Below are 19,523 nucleotides of genomic sequence, written 5' to 3'. Positions count from 1 at the left end.
CAAAAATCAGACATGGCCCTCATCCCCACATGCCGATCAACAGGATGCCGCCGAATATGACGATTGAGCAAAGGATGCGTTTCCTGCCCTGCTGCTCCTTCAGCAGCAAAATACCGAGAAAGGCGGCAAACACCGTCCCTACCTCACGCAGCGGGCCAAGACGAGCCATCGGCGCCTGCTCCAGCGCAAACAGGAACAGCAGGTACGACCCGGGGTTCAGCAGCGCACCAAGCAGGATGGTCGACCGATTGGCCTTCCATTCCTGCCGCAATTGTTTTGAAGCAAGCATGGCTGGCGTAAGTCCCGCCACGAAACCGATGTTGGTTACTTCAAGCAGGGACAACGGCGAAAGGTGCTCCAGATTCAACTTGTCCACAAACACGTAGCTGGTGGTACACAGCCCGACGCAAAGCGCCATCAGCACCGGTTTCAACCCCTGTACTCCGGAATGGCCCGCCACTGACCTGCCGCCGATGCCGCTCAACGCAACAAAACCGCCAAGCATGCAGGCAATGCCGATCCATCCCGCCGGGGACAGCGCTTCCCTCAAAAAAACGACGCCGATCAGCGGGACCAGCAGCGTGCTCGTCCCCCGCATAATCGGATAAATTTGTGACAGGTCGCCCAGAACGTACGTCTTGGACAACAGCCACGAATACAGCGCCTGCAGCGCCATAGATACCACCAACAATCCGTATGCCACGGTGGACAGTGTTTGTTCCGCAAGCTCCATTACTAATGTGGGAAGCAAAATCACCGTCGGAATCATCATAATCGACCAAAGAAAAACGCTTTTGTTCAAGCTGCGTTTCGTAAACATGCTCCATATCGCATGAGCCATGCCGGATGCCAACACCAGCGTAATCGGCAAAATCATCGTTGTCTTCGTCCTCTCTTACGCTTGCTGCTGCCCGGCCGTTTCCGGAGCATGTTCGGGCTGCTCTGCAACCGTCGAACCGTCTTCCAGACGAAGCCATGTATCAAACGAGCGCTGCCCTTCCTGCAGCCTGATGACCCGCGCCCCGCGCAGCATGCCGTCACGTCCGTACGTGCTGTGTCCGCTGGAACGCCCGTAACAGAGGCGAATGCCGTGGTACGTCCCGTGAAAATCATTTACATGGTCATGCCCGCAAAAGGCGCCCATCACGTCCCCCATTTCCAGCATAGCCGCAAACAGGCCCGAATTCACTTGAGCGGAGCACACCGGTTCATGCTTCACGCCGTAACAGGTCTGCGTATCCCACATGTACTGATATTCCGGAATCGGGATATGGAAAAACGCCAAGGCTGGCAGCTTCTCCCCGCGTGCGCGGCCGGGATTGGCGCGTGTGGATTCATCCATCAGCCACTGGAGCTGATTCGGCTGAACCCAGCCGTAACCGGGGATGGATTCGATCTGCGAATAGGCGCCCGAATCCAGAAAATACAGCTGCGCTGCCGCCTTGCCGTCCGTACCGGCGATGGACAACGCATAATTGCCCAATCCGGCAATGGACGTCGGCCCGGGTTCGGTGACGCTGTGGTCATGTTCCTGAATGACGTCCATCAGCCCCTGCTGGGTGATCCGATTCTCCGCGTCATGATTCCCGTATACAAACGCCCAGGGGATGCCCCGTTCCTCAATCGCGGACACCGCATCCCGGAATGCCTGCTCCGGATGCTCGCATGGTTGATTGCCCGGATCGACCGGGCCGGTATAGATCACGTCTCCCGTAAACACGACGAGATCGGGCCGTTCGGCCTCCACGATCGTTTCCATCATCCGGCGCGTGCGTTCGTCTTCGGGCCGACCGTCTTTCCAGTGCAAGTCCGTAAACTGCACGATCGTAAAGCTTCCATTTTCCCCAAATGCCAATGGCTGTTTCATCCTGCGCCTCCTGCCCATGCCTGAAATCCACATTGTTGTTTTGTGTGGTTTCATGTTGTTTGTTATGATATTATTCCTGACTCCTCCATCTGTCAACTACGAACTAGAAGGATTGCGCGGCCTTTGCGTCGAACTACACAACAACAAAATAACAAACGATATAGATTGAACTGGAATTTTGCACCAAACGGAGAGAGAACAGAAACAATTTGGAGATAACAGCGATTGGAGGATGGCTCTGACCGCGTAGTGTCTCTGTGTAAAAATCATGGGTTCAACCTATATACACAATGGAGGAATGCATCATGCGAACAGACCAGGACATGCTGGCATGCATCCTGAACGCGGCAAAATCCGATGAACGCGTGCGCCTCGTCACGCTGGAAGGCTCACGAACCAATCCCAACATTGCGCCAGACCCGTTCCGCGATTTCGACATATCCTTTTTCGTGACCGAACTGGACTCCTTCAAGTCGAACGATGCCTGGCTCGACGTTTTTGGCGAAAGACTCATGATGCAAAAGCCCGAGGACATGGAGCTGTTCCCGCCCGAGCTCGGCAACTGGTTCTCCTACCTCATGATTATGGCGGATGGGCACAAACTGGATTTGACGCTCATTCCTCTGAACGAAACGGAAGCCTATTTCGAAGACAGCGACGGACTGGTTCGCGTGCTGCTGGACAAGGACGGCCGGGCTGCGAAGCAGCAGCAAACTGCACCCACCGATCAGTCCTACTGGATCAAACCGCCTACGGCCAGGTCCTTCGACGATTGCTGCAACGAGTTCTGGTTCGTCGCCACCTATGTCGTCAAGGGCCTCGCACGAAAAGAGATTCTGTTTGCCGCGGATCACATGAACAACATTTCCAGACCGAATCTGCTGCGCATGATGAGTTGGCAGATCGGGGCGGAACAAGGCTATTCTTTTAGCGTGGGGAAAAACTACAAATTCATCGACCGCTTTTTGCCGGAGGAAGACTGGCAGGCGCTGCTGTCTTCTTATTCGCAACACGGATATAAGGAGATGTGGACATCCCTCTTCGTCATCTACGACCTGTTTCGCAAATACGCGAAAGCGGTCGCATCCCGGCAGGGTTACCCTTATCCCCCATACGACGAGGTAATTACGGAATATACGGAACGGATTCATCGCGATTTGAAACACCGTTAACAACCGTGTCCCCCGAGTATTGAAATGCAGAACGACGTAAACTACAGGAGGCACCGCATCATGTCCCTAACCTATGAGGAACGCAAACATACGATTCTTACCCGGCTGGCCATCGAAGGCAAGGTTCAGGTGCAAACGCTGGCTCAGCTGTTCCAGGTCTCGACCGAGACGATTCGGCGGGATCTGGACCGGCTGGAGAAGGAAGGCGAGCTGCGCAAAGTATACGGAGGCGCCGTCCGCGTTCGCGCTGGAATGAATGAAGCCCCCTTCCAGAAACGATCACAGCTGCAATCGGCCGAGAAACAGGCCATCGGCCGCGCGGCGGCCGCATTGATTGAGGATGGAGAGACCGTCCTCTTGGACAACGGGACGACCACGCTGGAGATCATGCGCGAGCTGAGAGCCCGTTCCCAGGTCACCGTCATCACCAACTCCGTCCCGATTCTGAACTGCGCACTGGAACAATTCGCAGGCAAAATCATTTTTGCGGGAGGAGACATCCAGCCTGCCGTTCAGGCCTCCACCGGCCCGATCGCGCATGAGCTGCTGAACCAGTTCAAGGTCAACAAGGCGTTCATCTCCGCGGGCGGCATATCGCTAACGGACGGCATCACCGACTATTTGCTGGAGGAAGCCCGAATATCCCGCACGATGATGGAGCGGGCCGAGGAAACGATTTTGGTGGCGGACCATACGAAATTCGGGCGCTCGACCTTTGCGCGCATTGCGCCACTGGAAAGTATTTCGATGGTGGTTACGGACAAATGCTGCCCGGCCGATTGGCTGCAGGCGCTGCAACAGCTCGAAATCGATGTCGTGCGGAGCGATTGAACGTGCAAAACCAGCCCTTGACAATTGAACTGCACCCCCATTTGTTAGACAGGACTAACAATGGAGGCGCAGGTCATGCAGGGCTGGTTTTCTTTTCGTGATCATTTTGAAGGAGTGCTTGCGAACAGCGCATCTGACCCTTACCGGGTTCCGTTGTGCCACGCATCATTGAGCGAAGAATCGCCGTCTCCTGCCGGATCTCTCGTAAACGGGTTATTGCGATACGGGGCGGATATCGGGCAACAGCGGCGGCGTCATTCCGTCGCCCAGATAATAATCGGTCAGCAGCGACTGCATGTATCCTTTGACCGCGAGACCGTTACGGTATGCGGGATTATGAGGCAGCGTGTACAGACGGACGTCCGACGGGATGGTCGTTGTATATAATCTCAATTCCAGGTTGTCACTGGCTTCGAACAGAATTTCTTCGCGCCAGTCGCCCAGTAAATCGCCGTACAGCACGGGGGCGTTCCTCGAATTAACGCGCACGCCCTCTGCCGTGAACAGATTGGCCGTCTCTTCCGATTCCCAATTCCATTTCTCCACAACGTTTTTGTCGAGCAATTCGCTCAATACGTCTCCGTCCCACCATATGCGGAAATTGGTGGAAGGCTGAACCGCACTGATGACTTCGCCGTTTACATTGTAAATGCTGCCCGAGCTTGACCATGACTCAAGCCCTTTATACCGGGGATCGATGTCCGCAACCGTGCCGCGTGCCACGTCCTGGGGCACTTCGCCCGTGCGGATCAGCTCCCCTGTAGCGGCATCGGCATAAAACCAAGGGAACTGGTTGACGTTGCCGTTCTCCGCCTGCTGTATCCCGTACTGCTCCAGTCCCGGACGGTCCGGATCGATGTCCGTAATATGGAACCGATCGCCGTGCACGACGCCGGGCAGGCTGTACAACGTATTTCCGTCATCATCCAGCGCCCAGCCGCCGAAGGAAATTTCGTCCCGACCGTCTTCGTCCAGATCCAGTATGCGGATTTGATGAAAAAACTCCCCGTCTGCCCCGGCATGTCTCCATCGCTCGGTCAGCGCGCCGTCCCTGTAATCATAGGCTGACGTTACGTACTGGAACACGCGGCTGGCTGCACGATTTTTCAGTGCAGTCACCAGGCTCGGATGCACGCCGTCCAAATAAGCGATGCCGAAATGCCCGCTCAGCGGACCGTCTGCGGCGTAGTCATTCACGATCGTCGTCCGGGCAGCCTCTGTTCCGCTGAGACCGTCCACGACCGACACGTATTGTTCACGCTGCGGCGTGGCAGGTATGACATTCCCGTCCGCGAACGCAACGCCTTCATACGTGCGCAGCAGCACCTCCGCTTTGCCGTTGCCGTCCAGGTCGAAGACGGTGACATTGTCGTTATCGCGCCAACCGCCCAAGCCCGGAACGCTGAACTCGCTAACGGATGCGGGCGGAGCGTTATACGTATCGATCGCGGTGACGCTGTAAGGTCCCAGATCGATGCGCCAGAGAAACCCTTCGGTCAGACTGTACGCTTCGACATATTTGTTGCCCCCATTGACCGGGATGCGGGTCACCACGAATTCATACTCCCCATCTCCGTCCAGATCGCCAGGCCAGCCATGCTGCACGAAATAGTCGGACGGATTGGAGGTCATCGGCTCGAGCGGAATGCTGAAGAAGTTGCGAACCTCCGGTTGCGCAGCGATAACCGTCTCCTCGCTAATATCCTGCAGCTGTCCATTCACAACGGATTTCACCACGTAACCGTGGCTCTGCGTAACGTCTACTCCCGTGTCCGTAAAATTCGTGCCTTGGGCAAGCGGCGCGTCATTCAGCTTCACTTCTTCCGAGCCCGTTCTGCGGTAAATGTCAAATGTGGTTTGCTGCGATTCGGTACCGAGCAAACGCCAGCTCAGGTAAACTTTTCCCTCTCCCAAATAAACGGCGGTCAACCCTCGCCCGAGCTGTTCCACCAAACGGGGCGCAGACGTTGTTTCCGCATGGGCATATGGGTCCCATCCCAAGCTTCCTGCCAACGGGAACGCGCCAATGACGCCGCTGAGCAGCAGCATCAACATCCGTTTGCTTCCGCGGGCCGTTCTGCACCCCTTGTCTGTTTTGCCTGCTGCATGCACTGTGCTCGGCCCGTTTTCTCCGCCTGTGCTGTTCTTCCCTTCTTCCCTCTTCGCCGTTCTCCACATCTTCATCGCAAACTCGCCTCCATCGTGATTAATCTCTGGTATAAAAAAGAGGCAAAGTCCGACTTCCGCCCTGCCCGCATCGAATTTCGTCCTGCAAGCATTCTGGCAGCCAACGGCTTTGCCTCCGGTTACCCGGTCAACAGAGTAATTCATGTGGAGCGGCACGCGCATCCACGCCTAAAGGTCCAATACAAGATGTAACCACGGTCACGTCCGTCGCAGGCAATCTACCTCAACGGTTTCAGTCCGCCGCGATCGTAGAAAAACGGCCCTTTGGCCCAGCTGACCGCGAGATGCATCAACAGTTCGGTCTTCAGCTGCTCCCTGATCCGCGCGTGCTCTTCGCGCTCATACAGGTTGTCCCACTCATTGGGGTCTGTGAGCAAGTGATACAGCTCTCCTTTGGTTTCATGAACCCGGGAAGCTGCCTGCGCGACGGAGCCTTCGATATACAAAATGAGCTTCCATTCCCCTGTCCGCCACATATACGCGGGTGCCGAATGAGGCGCGGTTACGCCTTTGCCGTGGAACTCGCAAAACGTGCCGCGATGCCGCAGCCCGCCCAGCAAATCGACGCCGGGAAGCATCGGGTTCGGTTCAAGCCCGGCTGCCTCCATGAGCGTCGGCACCACATCGACCAGTTCTGCGGGTTTGGCGTCGACGGTTCCGCGGTTCCGCTCGGGTATGTAGGATCCGGAAAGGATGAGCGGCACTCTGACGCTGCTGTCGTACAGGTTGTATTTGGTAAACCGGTATTGCCGTTCGCCCAGCATCTCACCATGGTCCGACAGAAAAACAACCAGGGTGTCCCGTCGTCTGCCAAGCCGCTCCAGCTTCTCCAGGGCACGCCCGAAATAATGGTCCAGCCAGGAACAGTTCGCCCAATATCTCAGCGTGGTCCGTTTGCGTTCTTCCGGACTGCGCTGCTCCCACACCTGCCTTTTGTCCAGATACGATTGCCGGCTGTGCGGATTTAATTCATCGGATGCGGACAGATGCGTGTCCGGCTCGTCCAGCCAGGGCGGCTGCGCGATGTCGGGGATATCCTCCAGCCGGTACAGATCCTCAAATGCTTTCGGCACATTGAAGCCGGCATGCGGTTTGAGAAACGACAAGTAAAAAAATAACGGACGATCCGGATCCACGCCGTCTTCCAAAAATTGCAGCGCCTGCTCCGCAACCCATCCGTCCCGGTGTTGATGCATCTCAAGTTGGCTCGTCATCCCGGTATAACCGTTCGCGTTTTCTTCGCCGCCGCCGAAATCCTTCGTCTCCCGATGGTACGCCTCCAGATCCTCGGCATGGGTGTCTCCCATCATGGTCGCTCCCTGTTCGTAATGGCCGCTTGTGCGCGCCAATCCGACGGCCCGCACTTCAAATCCGCGGGTAGACGGTTCTTCCACGCCTTCGGCATGGTTCCAGTGCGTTTTCCCAAAGCCGGCGGTCTGATACCCTGCACGGCGCATCAGCTCCGGCAGCGGTTCCGACGGCAGCCTGTCTTCTTCGAACAGCCCGCCGTAGTTCGTCCGCACGCCAAGCTGCGAAGGGTAATACCCGAACATCATCGAGCTGCGGCTCGGCACGCACATGGGCGCCTGGCACACGGCCTCCTGAAAAGTAATGCCTTCGGCGGCAATCCGGTCGATATTCGGGGTGCGTATATATTCGTTATACTGACCGATGCAATCCCATCGCTGCTGGTCTGTCATGAGAAAAATAATGTCCGGCTGATTATGCGATTCCTGTGACACGTCGCCTCTCACGCTCCTTTGGCTTTTTTAGACGGAACGGTCATCCCGAGCATGCACGTCCTGCCTTTGAAGGTCCTGTCGATACCGGTTCGGTGTCGTGCCCTCGCTTTTCTTGAACAAACGATTGAAATAACTTGGCTGATAACCGACCTGTTCCGCAATTTCGCTGATTTTGACGTCGGTCGTCCTCAACAACTCCTTGGCCCGCTCCAAACGGACGGCTGTGAGATAGTCGACGAAATTTTGCCCGAATGCCTGCTTGAACGCCCGGCTGAGCGTATAGGCATGGATTCCGTGAGCATCGGCCAGTTCGTCCAGGGACAGCGCTTCGGCATACTGCGTTTCGGCATGTTCCTTCATGTGATGGACCGCCATCTGTACCTGCTTCTCCTCCCGCCCGGTGAATTCCTCCACGCAAATGCGAATGATCCGCTCCCTGAACCACACGCATGTCTCCTCCAGATCATGAAGCTCCATCACTTCTTCATAGAGCCCCAACCCGAACAGCCGCACGGGATCTTCACCCAATTGCGCAAGCGCATGCTGGATATGGGCAAGCAGCTGATACATGGCCTGGCGAACCTGCTCCCCGGGCGATGCGGAAGCGGCATAACGATTCGCAAAATCGCGAAATCGATCCATTGCTTCCTGCTCGCTTCCGTTTCGCAATGCGGCAAGGATATCCTGCTCCAGCTCCAGCGGATAGAACGCCCGCTCCATACCGGCTTCTTCGGCATTCTCGGCCATGTCGGTGAGCGGAGAAGCGGAAGAAAATCGCCTTTTTCTCAGCACTGCGCGCGCCTCTTGAACAAGCTTTGGAAGATGGGTCGCATCGGCGCATGCTTGACTGACGGCCACCGTGACCCGCACGCCCCATTCCGCCTGAACGGCATCGATCCATTGCTGCCCGATCCGGCACACTTCTTCCCTGAATCGGGATATGCCGATGCCTGATTCCCCATGCGGCGGAACGGCCAGCAGCAGCGCGATGGACAGATCGTGATAGTTGATCGTCTCGGAGAGACAAGGCAATTCGCCGGCCCGCTGCGTCAGCATGTCGGCGGCCATGATGCCGATCCACTCCGGAGATTCCTTGCCAAACGGATTTCCGTTTTTCTGCAGCAGGGTGACCGGGCGGATATGGCACAGCATGACGATAAAGTGTTCATCCTGCACGGCCCATCCCAGCTCAGCCAGCCTGGCCCGCCATTCGCGGTCCGAAGAGGAATGAAGCTGCCCAAGCGTGAGCTGCTGGAGCAAATTGTTCCGCGCCAGAGGAAGCTGTTCTTCCAACCGCTGCTGCAATGATTCGCGCTCCCTTTTCACGCCAAGCCAGTGCTGTTCGATATGTTTCATTTCATCCATTCGTGACGCTGACCTGCGCTTTCCCGACAGCATGTCGTTGCCCGGCATGCTTTCTTGGCGCCCACGTTCTATGCCGGCAGGCTCTATGCCCGTAAACAGTCGCAGCAAACGTTGCAAAGGTTGATACAACCGGAGCGAGCCGATCCAGGATAACGCGAGCGCCAGCAGCAGCCCTGCTCCGCTGACCGCCAAAATCAATCTCGGCACACTCACGATCGGCGCCACGATCTCGTTCAGGGGAGAGGCCGAAACGTAAATCCAGTCGTGGCCCAACCTGCGAAAATCGCCGGAAAGCACGGAATACGTCGTTCCTTCATATTCCATCAGGAAGGAGTTCGGACTTCCGCTGTCTGCCAGCCGATTCCGCTCAAGGCCGACGGCCGCTTGCAAGGCCGATACCTCCCGATCCTGCGGAAACAATGGCGTTCCGTCCGCATTCAGCAGAAACGTGGTGCCGCCAGCGTAGGGGGACAACGTACCCAACATGCTTTCGAGCTGCCCCGCGTCCACGGTCAGGATCAATGCTCCGATCGTGTCCCCGGCGCCGGCAGGCAGGCGATTGACCAGCATCGGCGATGCGCCGTCTGCAGAGCGTGTCCAGTATGCGCCTTGGGCACGCCTGAGCAATCCTTCATAACTGCTGATCTCCGCAGGCGCTGTCAGGAAATCGTACCGTTCGGAATTCATCATGACCGCTCTCGGTTCTTTCAGATACAACTTCACGTCGTCGATCAACGGATTCGAGTGGCAGATCATGAGCAGCAGGCGGTACAACTCGTGTACCTGCTTGTATTTGTAGATAAAATCCAGCTCTTTCAGCCGATGGTCGAACACCGGGTCGAACGCCCATTGCGAAAAGTTCAATTCAAGCGTATCCAGCTGCTCTCCGACCCAGAGGGCCCTCTGCTCCAATTGTTTCGCGTGCGCCTCCTGCAATATGCTTTCCATGCGCACGTTGATCCAGATATACAGCAGCCCGCCGGTAACGATACCCGGAATGCACGCGATCATCAGCATCGTCAGCAGGCTGCGCCTGAAATACCGCCCTCCCGGAAGCCCTTGGACCATACGCTTGATGAACATGTTGATCCCTCCTCCCTTGCATAAATATGGCGTTGATACCCACCCACACCATGCGTGTGCCAACCTATCCCTTCACGGAACCGATCAATGCTCCTTTGGCAAAATGTTTTTGCAGGAACGGATACACCGCCAGCACGGGCAGGATGGCCACGATGATCGCCGCCATCTTCAGCATTTCGGTCGGAGGCGTCTCCACCTGCTGCCCCGGCGTGACCAGATCGATATTGGACGCGCCGAGAAGCATGTTCTGCAGAAGCACCTGAATGGGCCATTTGGCCGAATCGTTCAAATAGAGCAGTGCCGTGAAAAATTGGTTCCAGAAGCCGACCGCGAAGAACAGGCCAAAGGCCGCCAGGGCCGGCAGGGATAAGGGCAGCACGATGGTCACCCATGTGCGAATGGCGCTGCAGCCGTCGATGGCTGCCGCCTCGCCGATTTCCTCAGGCAGGCTGTCGAAAAAGTTTTTCATCAATAACACCGTCCATCCGTTGGCCAGCGCGGGCAAAATCAGCGACCAAATGTTATTGATCAGCCCCAGCTCGCGTACGAGCAAATAATTCGGGATCATGCCCGGGCTGAACAGGATCGTCAGCACGATGAGCAGCATGATCGTCCGCCGGAAGCGGAATCTGCGCTGGGACAGCGCATACGCGAGCGATGAGGATACGACAAGGCTGAGCGCCGTGCCCACGGTCGCGAGAAAGGCGCTGTTGCCCAGCGACCGGGCAAAGGCCGGCGTGGACAGCAGGTATTCATAAGCCTCGGTGGACCAACGCTCCGGGAACAGCACGATTTTTTTCTGCAAATATTCCCCCGGGTCCGTCAACGAAACGACGAGCACATAGTACAGCGGGAAAAACATGGCGGCGGCAAGCACTCCAAGCCCGATGGCATTAAGCCACCCGCCGATCCGTTCACTTCTTTTTACGTGCAGCACGCCCTGCAACCTCCTCTCCATATGATGCAGCTTTCTTTCAGAAAGCTTTTCAAGTGACCGCTTCGCTTCTTCAGATTGGTTCTGCCTCTCCGTTAACGTGTGTATGTTTTTGCGGTTTATTTAAGTCCTTGCAGCTCTTAGCAGATCAGTATACGCCTTCATGCCCAAGACGTTTGACGATGCGGTTGGAAATCACGACAAGCACAAGGCCAACCATGGATTTGAACAGCCCGACCGCCGTACTGTAGCTGAAATCCCCCTGCTCGATACCCATCCGATACACATACGTATCGAACACTTCGGCCACTTGGGACACCGCGCCGTTATACATCAGGAAAATTTGCTCGAACCCCACTTCCATGATGTCTCCCAGCCGCAGAATAAACAGCACGATGATCACGCCTCGGATGGCGGGCAGCGTAATATGCCAGATCTGGCGCAGTCTTCCCGCCCCGTCCATTCTCGCCGCCTCGTATAATTGGGTATCCACGCCGGCCATCGCGGCAAGAAACACGATCGTTCCCCATCCCGCTTCCTTCCACATCGCCTGCAGGGTTACCATGATCCAGAAGGAATCCGGGTTCGTCAGCAGATCGAAGCGCGGCCAGCCCCACAGGGCAAACAATTCATTGACGATCCCTGTCCCTTTGGCGAACAGCAGCAGTGTCAGTCCCGCAATAATGACCCATGACAGGAAATGCGGCATATAGATGACCGTTTGAATCAGCCGTTTGTACACTGTGCTTCGCAGCTCGTTCAGACAGAGCGAGATCAGGATCGGGAACGGGAAGAACAGCAGCAGGTTCAGCAAGCTGATGGCCAGCGTGTTGCGGAACAATAACAGGAAATCCGGATTGCTGAAAAAATGCGAGAAGTGCTGCAAGCCTACCCATTCGCTGCCTTGAAGCCCACGAAAGGGCGAATAGTCAAAAAAAGCGATCACGATGCCCCACATCGGCATGTATTTGAAGACAAGGAAGAATGCCAGGCCAGGCAGAGCCAGCAGGTATAACGATCGGTCGCGTTTGAGCGCGGACAAGAGACTCGCGCCGCTTTTCCTTGTCTTGATTCGGTTTCGCTTCTTCCCGAACGCGCCCATGCGCTGCTCATGCAAACTCATGCTCCGCACCTCCTTCCTTGGCATGCATCATTATTGGCCATTCCGTTTCTTGTACGCCTCGGTCATCTCGTCCGTCATGGCCTGCACGTTCGGGTCGCTGCGCAGCGATTCCACAAATGCATCCCATGCCTCGATCGGTTCGCGGCCCAGAATGATTTTCGCCTTCAAATCCTGGATTTTTTTGTTCAGTTCAGGCAGAATCTTCTGCCCGGTCTCGGACTGCAATCCTGCCGTCAAGTCGGCCACGCTCGTTTGGTCACGTTCCTCTTCCACTTTTTTGAACAATTCGTTGGCCTGCGTCTCTTCTTCCGTCTCCGCCGTCGTATCCCACGGCAAGTCGATGATATTTACGATATGGTTGAAGTCCGAAGCGTTGTCCGCCGTCAGTTTTTCGCTGTTCGCCACCTTTTTGCCGTCCACGACCGTATGATGCACGCCTTCGATGCCGTAATGCTGAATTTCGAACACTTCAGGGTTCATCCACGTATCGACCAGCTGCAAAATGCGCTTCATCTTCTCTTCCGGCACGCTGGAAGGAATGGCCAGAATGCCGTTGTACCCCGCACCTTTCGGGTTATACCCGTTCAGGTTGGTAAGCGGATAGAAATCCGTATATTTGAAATCGGGGTCCACCTTTTTCAGATCGTCGGCGTATATTTTGCGCATGGTGCCCGTTTTGTCCACGATGATTCCCGCCTGGTTGCGCTTGAACAGCTCTCTTGCTTGCGTCAGCTTGAGCGATAACAGGTCTTCCGGCATCATGCCGTTTGCATACGCCTTGGTCAGATACTGCAGGGACTCCCTGACTTCGGGAAGAAGCTCCCTATATACCAGCTTTCCTTGAGCCTCGTCCCACTTCCAATTGCCGTTAATGCCAAGGAACGAGCTCTCGATAGCACCGAGCACCGGCCCCAGATTGCCGCCCCAACCCAGATCGTCCGGACTGACGTAGGCAGCCAGCGCCGTGGTATCCTTTTTCCCGTTGCCGTCCGGGTCCTGCTCCACAAACGCCTGCATCACTTCAAACAGCTCATCCGTCGTTTCCGGTACCTTGAGATTCAGTTTATCGAGCCAGTCCTTGCGGATGATGAAAAACGAATCCCCCGTCACCGGCCTTGGCCGCGGTATGCCGTAATTGCTGCCGTCTGCCGCTTTGGTCGTTTCCCAGGCAATGTCCGGAATGCGTTTGCTCAGGTTTGGATAATCCTGAATGTAAGGCGTGATATCCCAGAAGGCGCCCTGCTTGACCATTTTCGTAAACGTGCTGCCAAAAGGATCGTTGATCATGATCAAATCGGGAATATCCCCGGAAGCGAGCGTCAGATTCAATTTGTCGGTGTAGATGTTGTTGGATACCCATTGAATGGTCATTTTGGAGTTGGTGGCCTTCTCGATTTCCCGTTTGATCACATTGTCGTCCGCGGCCGGCACGGCACTCGGCGTAATCGTCATGATGCTGAGTTCGAGCGGATCGTTTGAAGGGACTGCACCGCCTTGGGTTTGCGCCTCTTCCTTGGATCCGGTGCCGCACGCGCTCAGCACCACCGTCATCACCAACACCACCGAGATGATCCAAGCCAGGTTGCGATTATTGCGGTTATTGCGTTTGACCGCCGGTGGTTGTTCATTCCTTTTTTTCTCCATGTGCAGCATCGGTTTCGTCCTCCCTTAGCCTTTTAAACCTATCTAATTAATCGGATTAAGGCTTGAAAAATGGGCTTTGATTTTCGGGCTCGGCAAGCCTTTCCCGTATCGATCAAAGCTTTCACACACTATAACGAATGCCCGAATTTCCTGCAATTGCACTTTTTTGCAAGCAGGGAAGACCGCCATGGCACAGGGATTCAAGCCCTTCCGTGCTCTCTGATCAGATCTTCGTCCCAGATCTGGACCTCGATGTATCGTTCCGGACCCTGGTTACCATTTCGGTTCCAATCCTGAGGCCAGCCGTAGGTATGAACCACGTCCAAGATTTCAGCTTTGGTATATATTTTCTTCCGGTAAGGCTTGCCGTCTTCGTAGCGCATGGTCGGAAAAAGATCGCCATATGTAAAACTTACCGCATCGGCCCGCAATTGCTCCCAGCCAATCTTGATCCGATCCGGCTCCGCGTACCAGGATTCCAGCCAATCGCATGCTCCCAGCGTCAGATAATGGGGATACGGGTTCATCGGCCGACCACCCTTGGCGATAAACAGCTCTCGCGCTCTCCGCTCAAGCTTACGCCGAACAACCATGTAATCTGCGGATCGCCGACTCGCGAAATTGCGTCCTTCCTCACGCAGCCCGGCAGTGACCGTTTCCGCCTCGCGTTCGCTCAGGCTCGACAGATTGCGGAACGGACCGAACCGCTTGTCATAATAATGATAGGCACTTGGATGATTCATGGAAGTTGAGCCTCCGTTGGCATCGATTTTGTCAATGATAGTGCTAGTGTACATGAGTCGAACCTTCTTGGGAACCATTTTATGGAATACGTCAGCATAAATGGTTCGTCCCCTTCCGGTTCATGTCGGAGAAAATTGGGTCCGTGAATTCCGCTCCATGAAGCTTCGGCACGCAAAAAAGCATCCCGTATCAGCTCAAAAACTGACAGGAACGCCTTTTCGACCACAAGCCACATTCTATTCAAAAAAAACAGCTTATCGCCCGACATTCATAAATTCATTTTCGAAGGCTGACCGAATCAGCCGACGATGCCGGAACGTTCAATGCTTTCCACGAAATAACGCTGCACGAACAAATAGAGGATGATCAGCGGCGCAATGGCCAACAATATGCCCGTATCCACGATCATCGCCACGTAGTTCGGATCTGCCTTCATGCCCGAGCTCGAACCGAATCCCATCAACTGTGGAATCCATTGGTTCGCCTGCGCAGGCAGCGACGCCACCTTCAGCGAGATGAGCGGACTTTCGCTCATGAACAGGGACGAGTAGAACGTATCGTTGTACTGCCACACGAACGAAAACAGGATCACCGTGATCAGCGGCGACACCGCGTTCGGCAGCATGATGCGCGCAAACGTCCGGAACCCGCCCGCACCGTCGATCAGCGCCGCCTCCTCGATCTCTTTCGGCATGCCTTTGAAGAACTGGCGGAAAATATAAATGAACAGCCCTGCTTTCAATCCGCCTGCAGTGGCTGCCGTAATCACCGACGGCCAGTACGTATTCAGCAGGTTAACGCCTTCTTTCCCGGTAAACAGGCCGATGATGCCCAAAATGTCAAAGCTGCGGAAATGCAAATACATCGGCACCATCAGCGTGCTCGTCGGCACGAGGATGGTCAGGATGACGAGCACGAACAGCACGCTGCTGCCCGGAAACGAAAATCGGGCGAACCCGTATCCCGCCAGCGCGCAGGATATGGCCGTCAACAGCGTCGTAATCGCGACGAACAGAAGCGTGTTCGCCAACAAAGGCCAGTAGTTCATCACCTGGGCGGCCAGTTTGATATTTTCCAGCGTGAAATGCTGCGGAATCATGTAGATGGTGGGATTATAGATGTCCTGCTTATCCTTGAACGCCACCGAAATTTTAAGAAACAACGGGTACAGGATGATAAAAGATATCCCGATGACCAGCGCATACCTGAAGATGGAATAGAGCAGATCCGACGTTTGGTTGCGGACCCTCTGCATGCGATAGTTCGGCTTCGGGACAACCACCATGCGATCTGTGCCAGGCACGGCCATAGTCTGATGCCTCCTTCTGCATTAACCGTCAATTGTAATGAACGCGGCGGGACAGCACCCAGCCGACAACGACCAGCACCAGGCCGATCACCAGCGTATACAGCCAGGACATGGCGGAGCTGAGTCCGAAATTTTGCGTTTTGAAGGCCGTCTGGTAAATCATTTCCGTCACCGGACTGCCTGCGAACGAATCGATGATCGTATAAATGACGTTCGTCAGAATCAGCGGGCTTACCATCGGAAACGTGATTTTCCAGAACGATTCGTAGCCGGTCGCGCCTTCCATCTTGGCCACCTCGTACATCGAGCCAGGCACGGATTGCAGCGCCGCCAGGAAAATCAGAATCTGTACCCCGGAGCTGCTGATGATGTCGTAGATGCGCATGATGGCTTCCACGATGTAGTCCACGTACGCGGCAGGCAAGCCGACGTCGGCCAGCATGCGCACGATGGAAACGACGTTGAAGGACGTGCCGCCGCCGGCGGACGCCTCGACCGCATTTGCATCGCCCATCAGGTTGATGAGTCCGGCGGATTCCGCGGCCGCAACCGCGCTGGAGGCCAGAATGACGGGCAGGAAAAAGATCGCCCGCGCCGCCGTCCTGCCTTTGAACTTCTGGTTCAGCAGCGTGGCGGTGAACAGGCTGAAAAACAGGATCATCGGCACGTTCAGCAGCATGGTCCCTACCGAATCGAGCAGAACGCGGTTGAAGCTGGCGTCGACCAGCAGCGCGTTTTTGAAATTTTCAAGCCCGAGGAATTCCAGTTCGTATCCGCCCGGGGCAACCGACAAACGGCTGAGGCTGAAGCGGATGGATTGCAGCAGGGGCGTGGCGAACAGGAAAATGAAGCCGATCAGCCACGGGGACACAAAGGCTAACCCGAGCAACGCCCTTCGCGTTTTGAGCGACATGCGAACGGTTTTCATCCTTCCACCCCTTCCCTCAGCACATAATCCTCTGCCTCAATCTTGATGCCGCCGATCGTCACCGGACTCGCCGTGTAATTGATCAGCAGCTCGGTTCCATTGCCGTATTCCACGCGGACGACCCCCTCCTGAAGACGTTCATGCGCCACCATCGGGCGGTTCCGCACTTTCCCGAGCACACTGTCGGCCTCCCGGTACAGTTCGATCGCTTCGTCAAGCCAGTACGTATACTCGGTTGCATAGGCGGAATCGTAATTCGTCGTTTTCAATCGCGAAGCAGGCTCATAGGTCCACTCGAAATAAGGCGCCGCCCCCAGCTCCAGGCTGTGCAGCAGCTGCTTCCGCAAACGTTGGTCCCCCGTCGTGTTCATGGGCGATGCGGCATAATCCACATATCCGTGAATGACCATTTGGTAAAAAGGAACCTCTTCGTCCGCGATGTTAAACCGGCTGGAGCCGGACGGCACATCGACGATATGTTCCGCATACGGCCAGGCGTATGCGTTCGCGGACGTCAGCATCAGCGCCGGATAAGCCTGATGCAGCCGCTCCAGCTGCTGCTTGACGATGTTTTTGGCCGTCTCGCGGTGAATGACGCGGCTGTCGCGATAATCGGCGCTTAACACCTGCCCCAGATCGCGCAGCGACAACGCGCCGAGCTCCAGACCGGAGGTTTTGCCTGCAAAGGTGTCCACCACATGCGGCAATTTCGCGGCCGACAACAAATAATAGCTGTCCTTGGTCAAGTCCATCCGGTTCAGGGCCGGATTGTACGGATACAGCTCCGCCGTTTCTTTGGTCACGAACCGGGCCGCATCCGAAGCCGGGGCAAAACCCGGATCGTTATGGTAAATCCGCTGAAAAGCCACGTCAGGGTACAGACCGCCCCCCGAATCCTTCAATTCGGCCGACAGGCTTCGCAGCTCGGAACGGCTGCCTACCTCGCCGTCCAGTTTGACGGCGGTTGGCGTACGGTGACTGATTCCCCCGCCGAACCATCCTTGAAATCGCATCTGCACCTCGTTCACGCCGCCTTCCCGCAGCTTGGCCGCCATTTCGGAAGCCTGCCCGTAAGTGGTCATGGCCATGAGAGAGCGATATGGGACGCCAAGGAACGAAGCGCGTTTATCCACCGCGCCGAGCACGTTGACATAGAACGGCAATCCGCCCTCTTCCCCGATCGGCTTCAACTGCCCCCGTTCCACGAGCTGCTGCTGGTACGAGCGCGCCATGCCGGAATAATTCGCCTCAGGCCCGTTCAGGAACGTGTATCTGACCTGAATGTCTCCCTTATACGGCTCCTCGCTCAGCAGCTGGATTTCCTGCATATTCTGGGACGTATACATTTCCAGCTCATCCTCCCCGCGGAGGAAGAATGTGCCGTAGACGTGATTGTAGCTGTTTTGACGGCCGCCGATATCCGCGGCGATGCCGGCGATGGCATCCCCTTTTTCGATGACCGCAAACCAGGCATGCTCCCCGCTCTTCAGGCCAAATACCGGCATATGCGCGGACTCGCTCACTTGGGGACGTGCGTAAGAGTTGTCATTCGGGTCCGTCCCGTAGACCCGCTGCACGTATTGCTCTTCTTTTACCTTGCCGTTGTTCAGGTGGATGAGGCTGCCCGAGCCGTCGGGAACGAACATGTAACCTTTCTCGTCCGCTCCGGCCGCGCCGAAGTAGGCCAGCAAATCGATATTGCGGATGCGGTATGGCCCGTTCTCCTTCACCTGGCCAAGCGGAACGGTCACGACCAGCGAGCCTTGGTCCAACCGGTACTCCACGGGAATGACGAAGCTTGGTTTATCGGATGCGCCGCCGCCCTCGATGCCATTTTCCCGATTGTCGTAAGCCAGATCCTCCTCGGTATACCCGGCCTTCCCGAACGCATCAAGCATCTTGCTCAGCACGAGCGGCTTCGATACCTGTCCGTCCAGGCGTTCCAGCACATCGGGATTGTCCTTGGTCGGGTAATAGCGGGCGGAAACGTATTTCGCCGCCGATGCCTCCAGCTTCGACAATACCTTCTCTTCCAGACGCTGCTTGCCAATTAGCCGGGGCAAGGCATCGATGCCGAGCGAAGTATCGCCGAGCGTGTATGTGACGCGTATTCCCTGCTCCAGATTGGCCGCCGCAAACTGCTTGTTGCCGATGCTGGCGCTGAAATTCGGGAAGGTTTCCATCGTGCCGATGGCATCGCGAAAAGAAACGGCCAATTGGGAGGACAGCATTTCTTTCTCGTAGCCGGACGCCAATCCATCCTGTTCCCTGTTCGCCGGATTGCTGTACCAGACATGGCCGCTTTGCCCGTCGCGCACGGCAATTTCAGTCGTTTCCTCGTTGTAATAGAGGCCCAGTCCGCCTTCCTCCGCCACCAGCCGCATGCCGGGAACGCCCACGGACGTATCATCGATGTATCGCAGGTTCTCTGCGGGTACCTCCGCTTCCTCCCCTGCCATCGGCGATGCCTCGACGTATGCCGTCGCATCAATCGCCGGAATGCCCTTGTTGTTCATGTACAGCAGCCCGGCTGCAAGCACGATGACAGCCGCTCCGCCGGCCAGCACCGTATATAATCGCTGCCTCTTGATCAC

At 56.1% G+C, this 19,523-nt stretch carries 14 protein-coding genes; 2 read left to right on the top strand and 12 right to left on the bottom strand.

Annotated elements, in window-relative coordinates; genetic code table 11:
• Positions 1-19 precede the first annotated feature (19 nt).
• Both SNR34_RS08390 and SNR34_RS08385 read right to left on the bottom strand, forming a co-directional pair.
• Complete coding sequence (locus tag SNR34_RS08390) at positions 20-877, bottom strand: EamA family transporter (RefSeq protein ID WP_339277027.1); 858 nt, start codon at positions 875-877, stop codon at positions 20-22.
• An 18-nt stretch (positions 878-895) separates the two neighbouring features.
• Positions 896-1,867, bottom strand: coding sequence for a metallophosphoesterase family protein (locus SNR34_RS08385; protein WP_486181688.1), 972 nt, complete (start codon positions 1,865-1,867; stop codon positions 896-898).
• 305 nt (positions 1,868-2,172) lie between these two features.
• On the opposite strand from SNR34_RS08385, the gene ant(6) reads away from it, so the two are divergent.
• Both ant(6) and SNR34_RS08375 read left to right on the top strand, forming a co-directional pair.
• Entirely contained in the window at positions 2,173-3,039 is an 867-nt protein-coding gene (gene ant(6), locus SNR34_RS08380) for an aminoglycoside 6-adenylyltransferase (protein WP_343259802.1), read from the top strand.
• 60 nt (positions 3,040-3,099) lie between these two features.
• Positions 3,100-3,870 (top strand): DeoR/GlpR family DNA-binding transcription regulator, encoded by a 771-nt coding sequence (locus SNR34_RS08375; protein ID WP_339277023.1) that lies wholly within the window; start codon positions 3,100-3,102, stop codon positions 3,868-3,870.
• Positions 3,871-4,083: 213 nt separating this feature from the next.
• Here SNR34_RS08375 and SNR34_RS08370 read toward each other — a convergent pair whose 3' ends face one another.
• The 10 genes from SNR34_RS08370 to SNR34_RS08325 form a co-directional block, all read right to left on the bottom strand.
• Positions 4,084-6,201 (bottom strand): rhamnogalacturonan lyase family protein, encoded by a 2,118-nt coding sequence (locus tag SNR34_RS08370; RefSeq protein WP_486181687.1) that lies wholly within the window; start codon positions 6,199-6,201, stop codon positions 4,084-4,086.
• A gap of 74 nt (positions 6,202-6,275) precedes the next feature.
• Positions 6,276-7,799, bottom strand: a complete 1,524-nt coding sequence (locus SNR34_RS08365; RefSeq protein WP_486181686.1) for a sulfatase family protein — start codon at positions 7,797-7,799, stop codon at positions 6,276-6,278.
• 27 nt (positions 7,800-7,826) lie between these two features.
• The gene (locus SNR34_RS08360) at positions 7,827-10,247 is read right to left on the bottom strand and encodes a helix-turn-helix domain-containing protein (protein ID WP_486181685.1); all 2,421 of its coding nucleotides are present in this window, start codon (positions 10,245-10,247) and stop codon (positions 7,827-7,829) included.
• Positions 10,248-10,311: 64 nt separating this feature from the next.
• A complete protein-coding gene (locus SNR34_RS08355) occupies positions 10,312-11,181 on the bottom strand; it encodes a carbohydrate ABC transporter permease (RefSeq protein ID WP_236416330.1) in 870 nt (289 codons plus the stop codon).
• Between the two features lie 148 nt (positions 11,182-11,329).
• Positions 11,330-12,304, bottom strand: a complete 975-nt coding sequence (locus SNR34_RS08350; RefSeq protein WP_236416076.1) for an ABC transporter permease — start codon at positions 12,302-12,304, stop codon at positions 11,330-11,332.
• A 30-nt stretch (positions 12,305-12,334) separates the two neighbouring features.
• Entirely contained in the window at positions 12,335-13,957 is a 1,623-nt protein-coding gene (locus tag SNR34_RS08345; protein ID WP_486181684.1) for an extracellular solute-binding protein, read from the bottom strand.
• Positions 13,958-14,148: 191 nt separating this feature from the next.
• Positions 14,149-14,691, bottom strand: coding sequence for a hypothetical protein (locus SNR34_RS08340; protein WP_486181683.1), 543 nt, complete (start codon positions 14,689-14,691; stop codon positions 14,149-14,151).
• Between the two features lie 299 nt (positions 14,692-14,990).
• Positions 14,991-15,947, bottom strand: a complete 957-nt coding sequence (locus tag SNR34_RS08335; RefSeq protein WP_438286770.1) for a carbohydrate ABC transporter permease — start codon at positions 15,945-15,947, stop codon at positions 14,991-14,993.
• Between the two features lie 82 nt (positions 15,948-16,029).
• Positions 16,030-16,929: a carbohydrate ABC transporter permease gene (locus tag SNR34_RS08330; RefSeq protein WP_486181682.1), complete on the bottom strand. Its 900-nt coding sequence runs from the start codon at positions 16,927-16,929 to the stop codon at positions 16,030-16,032.
• Complete coding sequence (locus tag SNR34_RS08325) at positions 16,926-19,523, bottom strand: DUF5696 domain-containing protein (RefSeq protein WP_486181681.1); 2,598 nt, start codon at positions 19,521-19,523, stop codon at positions 16,926-16,928. Before SNR34_RS08325 ends, SNR34_RS08330 begins: the two co-directional genes overlap by 4 nt.

This window comes from Paenibacillus sp. XP01, assembly GCF_057364885.1.
Note: the sequence above shows the minus strand (reverse complement) of the source record. Positions and strands in the feature narration are given on the sequence as shown.